Source organism: Streptomyces sp. BYX5S, from assembly GCF_054724165.1.
Genome location: NZ_CM138829.1, coordinates 1,734,321 through 1,748,971, shown reverse-complemented (window position 1 = coordinate 1,748,971; position 14,651 = coordinate 1,734,321). Strand labels below are relative to the sequence as shown.

Below are 14,651 nucleotides of genomic sequence, written 5' to 3'. Positions count from 1 at the left end.
GATCCACGTGGCCTCCTCGCCCATCAGCGAGAATGACCATATTTTCTGCTGTGGTCCGACTTCTTCGCGACGTTACCCGAGCCGGGGTCGGACTCCGAGGACCGCGGTACCGACGCGCACATGTGTCGCTCCGGCCGCCACGGCCTGCTCAAGGTCCGAACTCATCCCTGCCGAGACCATGTTCGCAGCCGGATGGGCCGCGCGCAGGGCAGTCGACAAATCCATGAGCCGTTCGAACGCCGCCTGTTGCCGCCCCGCGTAGTCCCCGGTGAGCGGCGCTACGGTCATCAGACCGTCGAGCCGCAAGCCCGGAGCCTCGGCCACCCGCGCGGCCAACTCCTCCACTCCGCCGGGGCCGACACCCCCGCGCTCTCCCCGGCCGTCGCCTGCTCGGCTGTCCGCGTCGAGCGCGACCTGGATCAGACAACCCAGTTCGCGTTCGGCCCGCACGGCTTCCTTGGAGAGCGCCGTGACGAGCCTGCCCCGGTCCACGGACTGGACCAGATCGGCGTAACCCGCCACGGAACGGACCTTGTTGGTCTGCAACTGACCGACAAAGTGCCAGGTGAGCGGCAGATCCGAGCATTCCGCGGCCTTGGGCGCCGCGTCCTGGTCCCGGTTCTCCGCCACGTGCCGTACCCCGAGCCCGGACAGGATCCGTACGTCGCTGGCGGGGTAGGTCTTGGTGACCACGATGAGCGTCACGTCGTCCCGCTTGCGCCCGGCCGCCGCACAGGCCGCGGCGATACGTTCCTCCACCGCGGCCAGGTTCGCGGCGAGCTCCGCCGCACGGTCCTGAAGGTTCGTCATGTCGTCTCAGTCCAGCCAGACATAGCCGGCGAGTCGGCCCGTGGCCTTGTCGCGGCGGTACGAGAAGTGATCGTGGGATTCGAGGGTGCACACCGGCGACTGCTCCCGGTCACGCACCCCGAGCCGGTCCAGCTGCGCGTGCACACCGGCGGTCACATCGACGGCCGGGGTGCCCCAGCTGGTCTCGGCGTACGCGGCCGGCTCCACCGCCGCGACCTCGGCCCGCATCCGCTCCGGCACCTCGTAACAGCGCCCGCAGACCGCGGGCCCCGTGCGGGCGATGATCCGGGACGGCTCCGCCCCGCGCGCCACCATCGCCTCGACCGCGGCCGGCACCACCCCGGCGACCATGCCGGGGCGCCCCGCGTGCGCGGCGGCGACGACCCCGGCGACCGGGTCGGCGAGGAGGACAGGGGTGCAGTCGGCGGTCAGCACGGCGAGGGCGAGCCCGCGCCGGGCGGTGACGAGGGCGTCGACGCACGGAATGTCGGCTTCGGCGGGCCAGGGCCCGTCCACCACCGCCACGTCGGGGCCGTGCACCTGGTTCATCCACACGACACGGGAGGCGTCGAGGCCGAGAGCCGCCGCCGCCAGTTCCCGATTGCGCAGAACGGCTTCGGGGTCGTCACCGACCGCGCCGCCGAGGTTGAGCTCCTCGTACGGAGCGGCGCTCACTCCGCCCCACCGGTCGGTGAAGGCGAAATGCGCGCCACTCGTAGAAGACACAGTGTGCTGTTGTCCTGTCACTTCGGTGATCCGACCTGCTCCACGATCACGATCACGCCCGGGTTCCCGTGATCACTTCAGGAAGTCCGGCACGTCCAGCTCCTCGGCCTGGCTGTCCGGGTAGGACGGCCGGGGAACCTGCGGCGGGCTGGCCGGGGCCGCGGGGGCCTCGTTCACCGGAGTGGGCGCCTCGGCCGGCGGGACCGGGGTCGTCTGCGGCTGGGAGTCCTCGCGCTGGGTGACGCTGCCGAGGTTGCCGAAGGACGGACGCGCGGGCTCGGGGGCCGGCGTCGAGGGCCGCGCGGGAGTCGCCGGCTCCTCCCTCTTGACCGTCGACGAACCGACCACGTTGTCCCGCTTGTTCGGCGGCTGCCCGCCGTCGAAGCCGGCCGCGATGACGGTGACGCGCACCTCGTCGCCGAGCGCGTCGTCGATGACGGCGCCGAAGATGATGTTCGCCTCGGGGTGGGCCGCCTCACTGACCAGCTGCGCGGCCTCGTTGATCTCGAAGAGACCGAGGTCTGAGCCACCGGAGATGGAGAGCAGCACGCCACGGGCGCCGTCGATGGACGCCTCCAGGAGCGGCGAGGAGATCGCCATCTCGGCGGCGGCCACCGCGCGGTCGTCGCCGCGGGCGGAGCCGATGCCCATGAGGGCCGAACCCGCCTCGGACATCACGGACTTCACGTCCGCGAAGTCGAGGTTGATGAGACCCGGGGTGGTGATGAGGTCGGTGATGCCCTGGACACCGGAGAGCAGGACCTGGTCCGCCGACTTGAACGCGTCGAGGACGGAGACCTGCCGGTCCGAGATGGACAGGAGCCGGTCGTTCGGGATGACGATGAGGGTGTCGACCTCTTCGCGGAGTTCGGCGATGCCGTCCTCCGCCTGGTTGGCCCGGCGTCGACCCTCGAAGGTGAACGGCCGGGTGACCACACCGATCGTGAGGGCGCCGAGCGAGCGCGCGATGTTGGCCACGACGGGTGCGCCGCCGGTGCCGGTGCCGCCACCTTCACCGGCGGTGACGAAGACCATGTCGGCCCCCTTGAGGACCTCCTCGATCTCCTCGCGGTGGTCCTCGGCCGCCTTGCGTCCGACGCCCGGATTGGCTCCGGCGCCGAGTCCGCGGGTGAGTTCACGGCCGACGTCGAGCTTGACGTCCGCGTCGCTCATCAACAGGGCTTGCGCATCGGTGTTGATGGCGATGAACTCGACGCCCTTGAGACCGACCTCGATCATCCGGTTGATGGCATTGACACCACCGCCGCCGACACCGATGACTTTGATGACTGCGAGGTAGTTCTGCGGTGCTGCCACGTCGAAGGCCTCTCGCCTCGAGTTACGTGTCGCCGCCTCGCGTTCTACGGTGCGACGACTGATGCCGAATTGGGGCGGTCCGGACTACTAGTTGACTACTAGTCGACTGCCGACCCGAACCCTAACGCTGAAGTTTAGGGTTACCAGTGTGTCTGTTTCCTGGACTCTTCCGAACCTGACACTAAGTCGACAAGTGGCGCACGTTCAACGAACACGCCGAACCTCCCGTTTTTCTTTTCACCCTATGTGATCAGCCGTGTCGTTGCCCAACCAGGGTGCTGGCCTGCATCGATACGCGTCAACTCCCGGACGCGGCAGGGGCCGTGGGAACGCTCACGTCCAAGTGCCTGGCCTCGGGGGCGGCTTTCATGAGAGCCGTGAGAGTTCGCGCCTTCGTGTCACCCTGCTCGCCGCTCCCCCACGAGACGGTCCGCCCGCCGGTCAGCTCCAGCGAGATGTCGTCGTAGGAACGGACCTTGACGATCCGGGCGTCCCGCGCGACCGGCTTCGGCAGTTGCCCCGCGACCCGCACCGCTTCCCGGACGAGCCGGTCGGGGGCGAAGCGCCGCAGGCTCGCCTCGGCACCCTTCTGATCCGGCGTCAATTCGAGGCGGGGAACGCCCTTGAGGGGCTTGTCGACCGTGGCGAAACGGACGCCTTCCCGGTCGACTTCGACGAACTTGTCTGAATTTCTGCCGTCTTCGACAATCAGGACCGGCTTGCGTTCCGTGACTTTCAACCCGATTCCGTGCGGCCATGAACGGACCACATCAACCACGTCAATTCGGGGCAATTTCCGGCGCAGCCGGTCCTCAATGGCGTCCGTGTCCACGGAAATGAGCGGGGCGCCGACCGGGACGGCGGCGGCGTCCCGCACCTGAGCAGGCGTCAGGACCCGGGTTCCCGAGGGTTTGACGCGCTCGACGCGCAGCCACGGCGAGCCGTAGAGCAGCCAGGTGCCGCCGGCGCCGAGCAGGACGAGCAGCACCCCGCTCACGACAAGGGTGCGCATGCTCGGCATGCGCACCCAGCGTGGGGCGGGGGGCGGCTCGGACGTCTCTTGTTCGCGATCCTCTGCGGTGAGTCCGGCCACGATCCCCTGCCCTTGCATTTCGTCGACTCGCTAACGACGCGAGTTGATCGCCTCGTACACCATCCCGACGAGCAGGTCGTCGGCGTCCCTGCGGCCGAACTCGGAGGCCGCGCGGGACATCTCGTACAACCGGTGCGGATCGGCGAGCACGGGCAGCACGTTGGCCTGGACCCACTCGGGGGTCAGTTCCGCGTCGTCGACCAGCAGGCCGCCGCCGGCCTTGACCACCGGCTGGGCGTTCAGCCGCTGTTCGCCGTTGCCGATGGGCAGCGGGACGTACGCGGCCGGAAGCCCGACGGCGGAGAGTTCGGCGACGGTCATCGCGCCCGCGCGGCAGAGCATCATGTCGGCCGCGGCGTACGCGAGGTCCATCCGGTCCACGTACGGTACCGGGATGTACGGGGGCATCCCCGGCATCTGCTGGACCTGCGGCAGTTCGTTCTTCGGGCCGACCACGTGCAGCACCTGAATGCCGGACTGCTGGAGCAGGGGGGCGACCCGGGTGACGACCTCGTTCAGGTGGCGCGCGCCCTGGGAGCCGCCGGAGACGAGCAGCGTCGGCAGGTTCGGGTCGAGCCCGAACGCGGCGCGCGCCTCGGGCCGGGTCTGCGCCCGGTCGAGCATCGCGATGGTGCGGCGCAGCGGGATGCCGATGTAGCGGGAGCCGCGCAGCTTGCTGTCGGGCGAGGAGACCGCGACCTGCGCCGCGTACCGCGAACCGATCTTGTTGGCGAGGCCGGGCCGCGCGTTGGCCTCGTGCACCACGATCGGCACGCCGAGCCGCTTGGCCGCGAGGTAGCCGGGCAGCGCCACGTATCCGCCGAAACCGACGACCGCGTCCGCCTTGGTGCGCTCCAGGATCTGCTCGGCCGCCTTGATGGTGCCGCGCAGCCGGCCGGGAACGGTGATCAGCTCGGGCGTGGGCTTGCGCGGCAGCGGTACGGCGGGGATCAGCGCCAGGTCGTAGCCGCGCTCCGGTACGAGACGGGTCTCAAGGCCGCGTTCCGTGCCCAGGGCCGTGATGCCCACGGTCGGGTCCTGCCTGCGCAGGGCGTCCGCGAGGGCGAGCGCCGGCTCGATGTGGCCGGCGGTCCCCCCACCGGCGAGTACGACATGCACCGAAATTCACCGCTCTCTGGACGTACGCGCCGCGGCGCGCCGTCGCATCGTGTTCCATCTCATCCCCCGGCCACCCGTACTCTGCCGCATGGCGAGGGCCGCCCGAGCCGCCGGTTCGTCCCGCGCGAACGCGATCAGCAACCCCACGGCGAACATGGTCGGAAGCAGCGCGGACCCCCCGTACGAGAACAGCGGGAGCGGGACTCCGGCGATCGGCAGCAGACCGAGCACCGCACCGATGTTGACCACGGCCTGGGCCGTGATCCACGTCGTCACGCCTCCCGCGGCGTATCTCACGAAGGGGTCCTCCGTGCGTCCGGCCACGCGAATACCCGCATAGCCTAGAGCCGCGAACAGCGCGAGCACCGACAGCGTCCCCGCCAGGCCCAGTTCCTCACCGGTGATGGCAAAGATGAAGTCGGTGTGCGCTTCGGGAAGTTGACCCCATTTTTCCACACTCGCCCCGAGACCGGAACCGAAGAGTCCGCCGGAGGCCAGCGCGTAGATCCCGTGCAGTCCCTGCCAGCACATGTCGCCGGGTCCCGCGTCGGAGCTGCCCAGGCAGGCGAGGCGCGCCATCCGGTTCGGGCTGGTCTTGATGAGGAGCAGACCGATCGCGGCGGCCACCGACAGCACCCCGACGAACAGCCGCGTCGGCGCTCCGGCCGTCCACAGCAGGCCGAAGAGGATGGCCGTCAGCAGGATCGCGGTGCCCATGTCGCCGCCGAGCATGATCAGCCCGAGCAGCATGAAGGCCACCGGAACGAGCGGCACCAGCATGTGCTTCCACTGGGTCAGCAGCCGCTTGTCGTGTTTGCGCGCCAGCAGGTCGGCGCCCCACAGGATCAGCGCCAGCTTCCCGAACTCGCTGGGCTGGAGCATGAAGGGGCCGCCGAGCGAGATCCAGTTCTGGTTGCCGTTGATCGACACTCCTATGCCGGGCACCTGCACCAGCACCATCAGGAAGACGCTGCCCGCGAGTATCGGGTAGGCGAGCGCCCGGTGCAGTTTCACCGGCATCCGCGTGGCGATCAGCAGCAGGATGCCGCCGAGCACGGCCGCGACGAACTGCTTCTTGAAGAAGTACGAGCTGGACAGGCCCATCTGGAGGGCCGTGATCATCGACGCCGAGTAGACCATGATCAGGCCGAGCACCGTGATGAGCAGCGCGGCCCCGATGATCAGGTAGTACGCGGTGAGCGGCCGGTCCCAGGCGCGCTTGGCCTGCGCGTACAGGGTGCGCAGGGGGTTGACGCGGGCCCGGTAGACCCTGCTGGTCCTCCGGGGCGGTGCGGTGGGGCGCCTGGTCGTGCGGGGAGGACTGCTACCGGCCATGACCGTCCCCCACCGATGAGCCGTACGTCTGCGCTGCCACGTTCCCCTCCCGAAGGGTGCCCGGCGCGTCGCCCGGCACCCTGTCGAGCCCCGTCAGACGCTGGTGGCGCCGAGTTCGCGGACCGCTTCCGCGAACGCCTCGCCACGCTTGTTGTAGTTGGTGAACATGTCCATCGACGCGCAGGCCGGGGCCATCAGCACGGTGTCCCCTTCGCGGGCGAGCCGCGCGGCCTCCCGGACCGCCGCCGACATCGCCCCAGTGTCGGTCCGGTCGAGGTCGACGACCGGGACTTCCGGGGCGTGTCGCTCCAGGGCTTCGCGGATCAGCGCGCGGTCGGCGCCGATCAGGACGACGCCGCGCAGCCGCTCGGCCGCGCCGGCCACCAGCTCGTCGAAGGTCGCGCCCTTGGCGAGGCCGCCGGCGATCCACACGATGGACTCGTACGCGGCCAACGACGCCTGTGTGGCGTGGGTGTTGGTCGCCTTGGAGTCGTCCACGTACGCGACACCGGCCACGTCGGCGACGTGTTCGATGCGGTGGGCGTCGGGGCGGAAGTTGCGCAGGCCGTCGCGGACGGCCTGCGGCTCGACGCCGTAGGCGCGGGCGAGGGCGGCCGCGGCGAGGGCGTTGGCGATGTTGTGCGGGGCCGGCGGGTTGACGTCGGTGACCTCGGCGAGCTCCTGCGCGTTCTTCTGCCGGTTCTCGACGAAGGCGCGGTCGACCAGGATGCCGTCCACGACGCCGAGTTCGGAGGGGCCCGGGGTGCCGAGGGTGAAGCCGATGGCGCGGCAGCCCTCCTCGACGTCGGCCTCGACGACCAGGTCCTCGGTCGCCTTGTCGGCGACGTTGTAGACGCACGCGACCTGGTTGCCCTCGTAGATGCGGCCCTTGTCGGCGGCGTACGCCTTCATGGAGCCGTGCCAGTCGAGGTGGTCGGGCGCGAGGTTCAGGACGGCGCCGGAGTGGGCGCGCAGCGAGGGCGCCCAGTGCAGCTGGTACGAGGACAGCTCGACGGCGAACACGTCGTAGGCGTCGTCGCCTTCGAGGACGACGTCGATGATCGGCGTACCGATGTTGCCGACGGCGGCCGTGCGCAGGCCCGCCGCCTCCAGGATCGACGCGAGCATCTGCGTCGTCGTGGTCTTGCCGTTGGTGCCGGTGATCGCGAGCCAGGGCGCGGCGTTCGGGCCGCGCAGCCGCCAGGCGATCTCGACGTCGCCGACGACGTCGACACCGGCGGCCGCGGCCTCCGCGAAGAGCGGCGAGGAGGGCTTCCAGCCGGGCGAGGTGACGACGAGTTCGGTGCCTTCGGGCAGCGTGGAGGAGTCACCGAGCTGGACGGAGATCCCCTCTTCTTTAAGAGGAGCCGCTTTTTCGCGGTGCGCCTCGCTGTCGCCGCCGTCCACGACGGTCACCGACGCGCCGAAGCCGGCCAGGGCGCGGGCGGCACTGATGCCGCTCACGCCGAGACCGGCGACGGTGATGTTCATGCCCTGCCACAGGGAAGGGGTCGTCACTTCTTGGCTGCCCATCCTGCGTAGAAGAGGCCGAGTCCGACGATCACGCACATGCCCTGGATGATCCAGAACCGGACCACCACAAGGACTTCGGACCACCCCTTGAGTTCGAAGTGGTGCTGCAGTGGCGCCATGCGGAAGACGCGCTTGCCGGTCATGCGGAACGAGCCGACCTGGATGACGACGGACATCGTGATGAGCACGAACAGGCCGCCGAGCAGGGCCAGCAGGAGCTCGGTGCGGGAGCAGATCGCGAGACCGGCGAGGGCGCCACCGAGGGCCAGCGAGCCGGTGTCACCCATGAAGATCTTGGCGGGCGAGGTGTTCCACCACAGGAAGCCGAAACAGGCGCCCATGAGGGCCGATGCGACGACCGCCAGGTCGAGTGGGTCTCTGACCTCGAAACAGGCGCCCGGGTTGGTGAGCGTCTGCGCGTTGGCGCAGGACTCCTGGAACTGCCAGACACCGATGAACGTGTACGCGCCGAAGACCATCACGGAGGCGCCGGTGGCGAGGCCGTCGAGGCCGTCCGTCAGGTTCACGCCGTTCGACATCGCCAGAATCATGAACAGCGCCCAGACCACGAACAGGACCGGGCCGATCGACCACCCGAAGTCCTCCACGAAGGAGAGCTTGGTGGACGCCGGAGTGTTGCCTCTGACGTCGGCGAACTGGAGGGAGATCACCGCGAAGGCGATACCGACGATCAGCTGCCCGGCCATTTTCGCCTTGGCCCGCAGACCCAGGGAACGCCGCTTGACGATCTTGATGTAGTCGTCGAGGAAGCCGACCAGGCCCATGCCCGCCATCAGGCCGAGCACCAGCAGACCCGAAAGGGTGGGCGCGGCACCGGTGATGAGCTTGCTCAGGAAGTACGCGATGAGGGTCGCCAGAATGAAGGCGATACCACCCATGGTCGGCGTACCGCGCTTGCTGTGGTGCTCGCGCGGGCCGTCGTCACGGATGAACTGGCCGTAGCCCTTGCGCGCAAGGAGCTTGATCAGCAGTGGCGTTCCGGCAAGCGTCAGGAAGAGACCGATGACGCCCGCGAACAGGATCTGCTTCATCATCGGGCATCAACTCCGCCCCGCACGTCCGCGAGCAGCGCCTGTGCCACGCTCTCCAGGCCCACCGACCTGGATGCCTTCACGAGCACGACGTCTCCCGGGCGCAGCTCGCTGCGCAGCAGGTCGATCGCCGCCTGTGCGTCGGACACGTGCACCGACTCCTCACCCCACGAACCCTCGTTATAGGCGCCCAGCTGCAACCAGGACGCTTCCCTGCCCCCGACTGCAACGAGCTTGCTGACGTTGAGCCGGACGGCGAGCCGTCCGACGGCGTCGTGCTCGGTCAGCACCTCGTCGCCCAGCTCGGCCATCTGCCCGAGCACCGCCCACGTGCGACGTCCCTTGCCCATGGCCACCAAGGCGCGGAGAGCCGCGCGCATGGACTCGGGGTTCGCGTTGTAGGCGTCGTTGACGATCGTGACGCCGTCCGGGCGCTCGGTGACCTCCATGCGCCAGCGGGACAGGTTGCCCGCCTCGGAGAGCGCGAGGGCGATCTCCTCCACGGACATGCCAAGGTCATGGGCGACGGCGGCCGCGGCGAGCGCGTTCGACACGTGGTGCTCACCGTACAGGCGCAAGGTCACTTCGCTGCACCCGGAGGGTGTGTGCAGGCTGAAGGAGGGCTGTCCGTTCTCCGTGAGCCGGACATTCGCGGCACGTACGTCGGCGGATTCGGCCTCTCCGAAGAAGAGCACCTTCGCCTGCGTACGGGAGGCCATGGCGCGCACCAGGGGGTCGTCCGCGTTGAGGATCGCGGTGCCGTCGGCGGGCAGCGCCTCCACCAACTCGCCCTTGGCCTGGGCGATCTGCTCGCGGCCGCCGAACTCGCCGATGTGCGCGGAGCCGACGTTCAGCACGACGCCGATCCGCGGGGGCGTCAGGCCCGTCAGGTACTTGATGTGGCCGATGCCGCGGGCGCCCATCTCCAGGACGAGGAACTGCGTCTCGTCGGTGGCGGTGAGCGCGGTCAGCGGCAGGCCGATCTCGTTGTTGAGCGAGCCGGGCGTGAAGACCGTGTCGGCCTTGCGGCGCAGGACCTGGGCGATCAGGTCCTTGGTGCTGGTCTTGCCGGCCGAACCGGTGAGACCCACCAGCGTCGCGCCGAGCCGTGCCACCACGTGCCGGGCGAGTGCGCCGAGCGCGGCCTGGACGTCGTCGACGACGATCGCGGGGACGCCGACCGGGCGCGCCGCCAGGACGGCGACGGCTCCCTTGTCGACGACCTCGCGCGCGTAGTCGTGTCCGTCGACCCGCTCGCCCACGAAGGCGGCGAACAGGCTGCCGGACTCGACCTTGCGCGAGTCGATGACGACCGGCCCGGTGACCTGGACCTGCGGATCCGGTATGTCGTACGTCTGCCCGCCGACGACTGAGGCGATCTCGGCGAGGGAGAGGGCGATCACAACTTCATCCCTGGGTTTTCTGGTGGTCGACGGTGGCTGCGGAGGCCTCGATGGCCGCGCGGAGCACCTGGCGGTCGTCGAACGGACGGACCACACCGGCGATGTCCTGGCCCTGCTCGTGGCCCTTGCCCGCGACGAGCACCGTGTCGCCGGGCTCGGCGCGCGCCACGGCGGCGGAGATGGCCGCGGCGCGGTCCTCGAACACGGCGACGTCGCCCCGCTCGTGGGCCGGCACGTCGGCGGCTCCGGTGAGCATCGTGGCGAGGATCGCGAGGGGGTCCTCGGAGCGGGGGTTGTCGGAGGTGAGGATGGCCGTGTCGGCGAACCGCGCGGCGGCGGCGCCCATCGGCATCCGCTTGGTCTTGTCGCGGTCGCCGCCGCAGCCGAGCACGATGTGCAGCTTGTTCTCGGTGACCTTGCGCAGGGCCCGCAGCACGGACTCCACGGCGTCGGTCTTGTGCGCGTAGTCGACGACGGCGAGGTACTTCTGGCCGGCCTCGACGCGCTCCAGGCGGCCGGGCACGCCGGGCACGGCGGCGACGCCGTCGGCCGCGGTCTGCGGGTCGATCCCGGCGACGGCGAGGGTGACGATCGCGGCGAGGGTGTTCGCGACGTTGAAGGGGCCCGGCAGCGGCGCCTCGGCGGTGATCCGCTCGCCCTTGGGGCCGACGACGGTCAACGTCGAGCCCAGCTGGCCGACTTCGACGTCCTCGGCGCGCCAGTCGGCGTCGGGGTGGCCCTCGGCGGAGAAGGTGACGACGGGGACCTCGGACTCGTCGATGAGCCGACGCCCGTACTCGTCGTCGTAGTTCACGACGCCCTGCTTGCTGCGGGCCCGCGTGAACAGCTGCGCCTTCGCCTGGAAGTAGTCCTCCATGTCCCGGTGGAACTCCATGTGCTCCGGGCTCAGGTTGTTGAAGACCGCGACGTCGAAGACGCAGCCGTCGACCCGGCCGAGCACGAGGGCATGGCTGGAGACCTCCATGGCGACGGCGTCGGTGCCGCGCTCGCGCATGACGGCGAACAGCGCCTGGAGATCGGTGGCTTCGGGGGTGGTCCGCTCGGACTTGATCCGCTCGTCGCCGATCCGCATCTCGACGGTGCCGATGAGACCGGTGCTGCGCACGGTCTTCAGCCCGCCCTCGATGAGGTACGCGGTGGTGGTCTTGCCCGAGGTACCGGTGATGCCGATCTGGAGCAGGTCCTTGCCGGGGTGGCCGTAGATCGTGGCGGCCAGCTCGCCCATGCGGCTGCGCGGGTTCTCCACGACGAGCGGCACGAGACCGGCCTCGGTGACGCGCTCGGCGCCCGCCGGGTCGGTGAGCGCCGCGACGGCGCCGAGCGAGGCGGCCTGCGCGGCGAAGTCGGCGCCGTGGGCGCGGGCTCCGGGCAGTGCCGCGTACAGGTCGCCGGGGCGCACCGCACGGGAGTCGTGGGTGATTCCGGTGACCTCTGCTGCGGCCTGGGGCGCGGTCACTCCCAGTTGATCGGCGAGTTCCGCGAGGGGGGTGGCGGAGACCTCGACCGGTCGCGGCGGCCCGGGGTATGTCACGGGTGCGCCCTTCTGGGTGGTTTGGGACTGATCAGCGTGTGGCACGGCGTGAGCGTACCGGGCCCACCCCCCGGCGGGCGAAGCGAGGGGCGTGGCGTGGGGCGGTTCCCTGGATCGGGGGTGATGGCTGTCACGGAGATCACCGCCGGTTATGGCTGGAACGTGACGGGCAGCCGGGCCGGCTTCTCGCCCGTGGGCGGGGTCTGGAGGGTCTTCAGCGCGAACTCCATGACCTGCTTGTAGATCGGGCCACAGATCTGGCCGCCGAAATAGCTGCCTTTCGTGGCGTTCTGGATGGCGCAGTAGACGGTGACGCGCGGCTTGTCGGCGGGCGCGAACCCGGCGAACGACGACGTATACCCCTTGTAGCGGCCGGTGGCCGGATCCACGCGGTTGGCCGTACCCGTCTTACCGGCGACGCGGTAGCCGGGGATGCGGGCCTTCGTACCGGTGCCCTCTTCGTCGTCGACCACGGACTCCAGCATCTGCGCGACCGTCCGGGCGGTCTTCTTGCTGACGACGCGGGTCTCCTTGGGCTTCGGCGCGGGCGTGAACCGGCCGTCGGGGCCCTTGGTGCCGCGGACGAGGGTCGGCTCGACGCGGACGCCGTCGTTGGCGATGGTCGAGTACACGGAGGCGGCCTGCATCGCGTTGATCGAGAAGCCCTGGCCGAACGGGATCGTGTACTGCTGCGAGGTGGACCACTTGTCGGAGGCCGCGAGGATGCCGGACGTCTCACCGGGGAAGCCGAGGCCGCTCTCCTTGCCGATGCCGAACTTGCGCAGGTACGAGTAGAGCGAGGTGTTGGCCTCCTGCTGCGTTTTGCCGAGCTGGCCCGTCGCGAGGATGGTGCCGATGTTGCTGGACTTGGCGAGCACGCCGTTGAGCGTGAGGTGCCAGGTCGGGTGGTCGACGTCGTCCTGGAAGAGCCGGTCGCCGCGGTGCAGCCGGTTGGGCACGGTGACGTGGGTACCGGGCGTGGCCGCGTTCTCCTCCAGTACGGCCGCCATCGACATCACCTTGGCGGTGGAGCCGGGCTCGTACGCGTCCTGGAGCGCGGCGTTGCCGAGGGCCTCCGCCTTGGCGTCGGAGAGGTCGTTGGGGTCGAAGCCGGGCGCGTTGGCCATGGCCAGGACCTCGCCGGTCTTCGTGTCCTGCACTATCACGTAGCCGCGGTCGGCCTGCGACTTCTTGACCTGCTCGTCGATGGCGTTCTGCGCCGCCCACTGGATGTCGCGGTCGATGGTCAGCTCGACGTCCGAGCCGGGGACCGCGGGCTGCTCGGTGCTGCCGGCGGTCGGCACCTGGCGGCCGCCGGACTGGGCGTAGCGGATCTTGCCGGCCTTGCCCGCGAGTTCCTTGTTGAGCTGCTGCTCGACGCCGCCGCCGCCCTTGCCGTCGGCGTTGACCCAGCCGAGGACGCCCGCGGCGAGGTCGCCGTTGGGGTAGACGCGCTTGCTGCTGGGGTCGGCGACCACGCCGGAGAGCACGCTCGCCTCGCGGCCCTGTTCGTTCGCCTTCTCGTTCAGCGTGGTCCTGAGGTCCTTGATCTGCTTCCAGACCTGCGGCGTCTGTCGCGGGGCGAGCCGCACGTACCGGGTGTTCTTCGTCTTCAGCTTCTTGGTCAGCTCCGCCGCGTCGACCTCCAGGATCGGCGACAGCAGCGCCGCGGCCTGTTCGGGCGCGTCATTGACCTTGGTGGCCTTCTTGGTGAACAGCGTCGGGTCGGCGGTGATGTCGTACGCGTCCACGCTCGCGGCGAGTTCGACGCCGCCGCGGTCCGTGATGCCGCCGCGCTCGGCGGCGATGGAGTGGCTGACGTATCGGTTCAGCTCGGCCTTCGCGGCATACGCGCTGGCGTCGACGCCCTGCACCTGGAGGAGGCGCACGACGAAGATCAGCAGGACCATCGTGAGGCCCAGGCTGACCATGCGCAGGCGCGGCCGGGGGCTGCCGAGGCGCAGCGGAGTGGAGGCCTTCGGCTTCGGCCGGGGCCTGGGCGCCGCCGGGCGGCGGGTGGCCTGACGCGGGGCCTGGCGGCCCTTGGCGGCCTGCTTCGGCGCGGGCCGGCCGGCGGACTTGGCGGCGGGCTTGGGGCCCGGCCGACCGGAGCGCGCGGGGCGCGCGGGTCCGGGCACCCGTCGGCGCGGGGGCTCCCTGTCGGTCATGGCGTCACCTGCCGGAGCTCGAAGGGGAGGGCTGCGCCGGGGAGTTCGAAGGCGCGGCCCCGGACGGATCGGCGGAGGGCGTCGCTCCGGTGGGCGTCGGCTCCGCGGGCGGGGCGGCGGGCGGCGCGGCGGCCGGGCTCGGCATGCCCTTGACGGTGCCGTCGGGGTCGAGGAAGACCGGGTCGCCGCCGGGCACCATGCCCAGCTCGCGGGCGCGGCGCAGGAGGGCGTCGGGCGCCGAGTAGGCGTCGACTTCGCGCTGGAGCTGCTGCTCGTCGTCGGTCAGCTCGGTGGTCTGCTTCTTGAGCTTGGTGAGCTGGAACGAGCCCTCGTTGAGCGAGGAGTTCAGCATCAGGAGCGTGATGAGCCCGCCGCCGAGGAGCAGCACGACGAGGAGGACGAACGGAGTGCGTGCGGCCTGTGTGCCGCCGGACGGACCGAGCGGAAGGAACCGCGCGAGGCGGGCGACCCCGCCGCGCAGCGCACCTTTCGAGCCACTGCTGGCGCTCACGACCACCCCTCCACGCGCGCGTACGTCACTGG

12 protein-coding genes are annotated in these 14,651 nt (G+C 70.3%); all 12 read right to left on the bottom strand.

Annotated features, from left to right (window positions below; genetic code table 11):
* Positions 1 to 72: 72 nt before the first annotated feature.
* Positions 73 to 810: a YggS family pyridoxal phosphate-dependent enzyme gene (locus tag ACYBSK_RS07845; protein WP_457476145.1), complete on the bottom strand. Its 738-nt coding sequence runs from the start codon at positions 808 to 810 to the stop codon at positions 73 to 75.
* A 6-nt stretch (positions 811 to 816) separates the two neighbouring features.
* A complete protein-coding gene (gene pgeF, locus ACYBSK_RS07840; RefSeq protein ID WP_460245601.1) occupies positions 817 to 1,557 on the bottom strand; it encodes a peptidoglycan editing factor PgeF in 741 nt (246 codons plus the stop codon).
* 51 nt (positions 1,558 to 1,608) lie between these two features.
* Positions 1,609 to 2,853, bottom strand: coding sequence for a cell division protein FtsZ (gene ftsZ, locus ACYBSK_RS07835; RefSeq protein WP_457476143.1), 1,245 nt, complete (start codon positions 2,851 to 2,853; stop codon positions 1,609 to 1,611).
* A 298-nt stretch (positions 2,854 to 3,151) separates the two neighbouring features.
* Positions 3,152 to 3,946: a cell division protein FtsQ/DivIB gene (locus ACYBSK_RS07830; RefSeq protein WP_460245600.1), complete on the bottom strand. Its 795-nt coding sequence runs from the start codon at positions 3,944 to 3,946 to the stop codon at positions 3,152 to 3,154.
* Between the two features lie 30 nt (positions 3,947 to 3,976).
* Complete coding sequence (gene murG, locus ACYBSK_RS07825) at positions 3,977 to 5,065, bottom strand: undecaprenyldiphospho-muramoylpentapeptide beta-N-acetylglucosaminyltransferase (RefSeq protein WP_457476141.1); 1,089 nt, start codon at positions 5,063 to 5,065, stop codon at positions 3,977 to 3,979.
* A gap of 6 nt (positions 5,066 to 5,071) precedes the next feature.
* Positions 5,072 to 6,400, bottom strand: a complete 1,329-nt coding sequence (ftsW, locus tag ACYBSK_RS07820) for a putative lipid II flippase FtsW (protein WP_457476140.1) — start codon at positions 6,398 to 6,400, stop codon at positions 5,072 to 5,074.
* 93 nt (positions 6,401 to 6,493) lie between these two features.
* The gene (gene murD, locus ACYBSK_RS07815; protein ID WP_460245599.1) at positions 6,494 to 7,933 is read right to left on the bottom strand and encodes a UDP-N-acetylmuramoyl-L-alanine--D-glutamate ligase; all 1,440 of its coding nucleotides are present in this window, start codon (positions 7,931 to 7,933) and stop codon (positions 6,494 to 6,496) included.
* Positions 7,915 to 8,988 (bottom strand): phospho-N-acetylmuramoyl-pentapeptide-transferase, encoded by a 1,074-nt coding sequence (gene mraY / locus ACYBSK_RS07810; protein WP_385769881.1) that lies wholly within the window; start codon positions 8,986 to 8,988, stop codon positions 7,915 to 7,917. Before mraY ends, murD begins: the two co-directional genes overlap by 19 nt.
* Positions 8,985 to 10,388, bottom strand: coding sequence for a UDP-N-acetylmuramoyl-tripeptide--D-alanyl-D-alanine ligase (locus tag ACYBSK_RS07805; protein ID WP_460245598.1), 1,404 nt, complete (start codon positions 10,386 to 10,388; stop codon positions 8,985 to 8,987). Before ACYBSK_RS07805 ends, mraY begins: the two co-directional genes overlap by 4 nt.
* A gap of 4 nt (positions 10,389 to 10,392) precedes the next feature.
* Positions 10,393 to 11,940, bottom strand: a complete 1,548-nt coding sequence (locus ACYBSK_RS07800) for a UDP-N-acetylmuramoyl-L-alanyl-D-glutamate--2,6-diaminopimelate ligase (RefSeq protein ID WP_460245597.1) — start codon at positions 11,938 to 11,940, stop codon at positions 10,393 to 10,395.
* Positions 11,941 to 12,089: 149 nt separating this feature from the next.
* Entirely contained in the window at positions 12,090 to 14,108 is a 2,019-nt protein-coding gene (locus ACYBSK_RS07795) for a peptidoglycan D,D-transpeptidase FtsI family protein (protein WP_460245596.1), read from the bottom strand.
* 4 nt (positions 14,109 to 14,112) lie between these two features.
* A complete protein-coding gene (locus tag ACYBSK_RS07790; protein ID WP_460245595.1) occupies positions 14,113 to 14,619 on the bottom strand; it encodes a septum formation initiator family protein in 507 nt (168 codons plus the stop codon).
* Positions 14,620 to 14,651: the final 32 nt, after the last annotated feature.

Excerpts from the sequence above, each read along its gene's own strand:
- ACYBSK_RS07845 (WP_457476145.1), bottom strand. The coding sequence starts at position 810 with ATGACGAACCTTCAGGACCGTGCGGCGGAGCTCGCCGCGAACCTGGCC.
- ftsW (WP_457476140.1), bottom strand. The coding sequence starts at position 6,400 with ATGGCCGGTAGCAGTCCTCCCCGCACGACCAGGCGCCCCACCGCACCG.
- murD (WP_460245599.1), bottom strand. The coding sequence starts at position 7,933 with ATGGGCAGCCAAGAAGTGACGACCCCTTCCCTGTGGCAGGGCATGAAC.
- mraY (WP_385769881.1), bottom strand. The coding sequence starts at position 8,988 with ATGATGAAGCAGATCCTGTTCGCGGGCGTCATCGGTCTCTTCCTGACG.
- ACYBSK_RS07795 (WP_460245596.1), bottom strand. The coding sequence starts at position 14,108 with ATGACCGACAGGGAGCCCCCGCGCCGACGGGTGCCCGGACCCGCGCGC.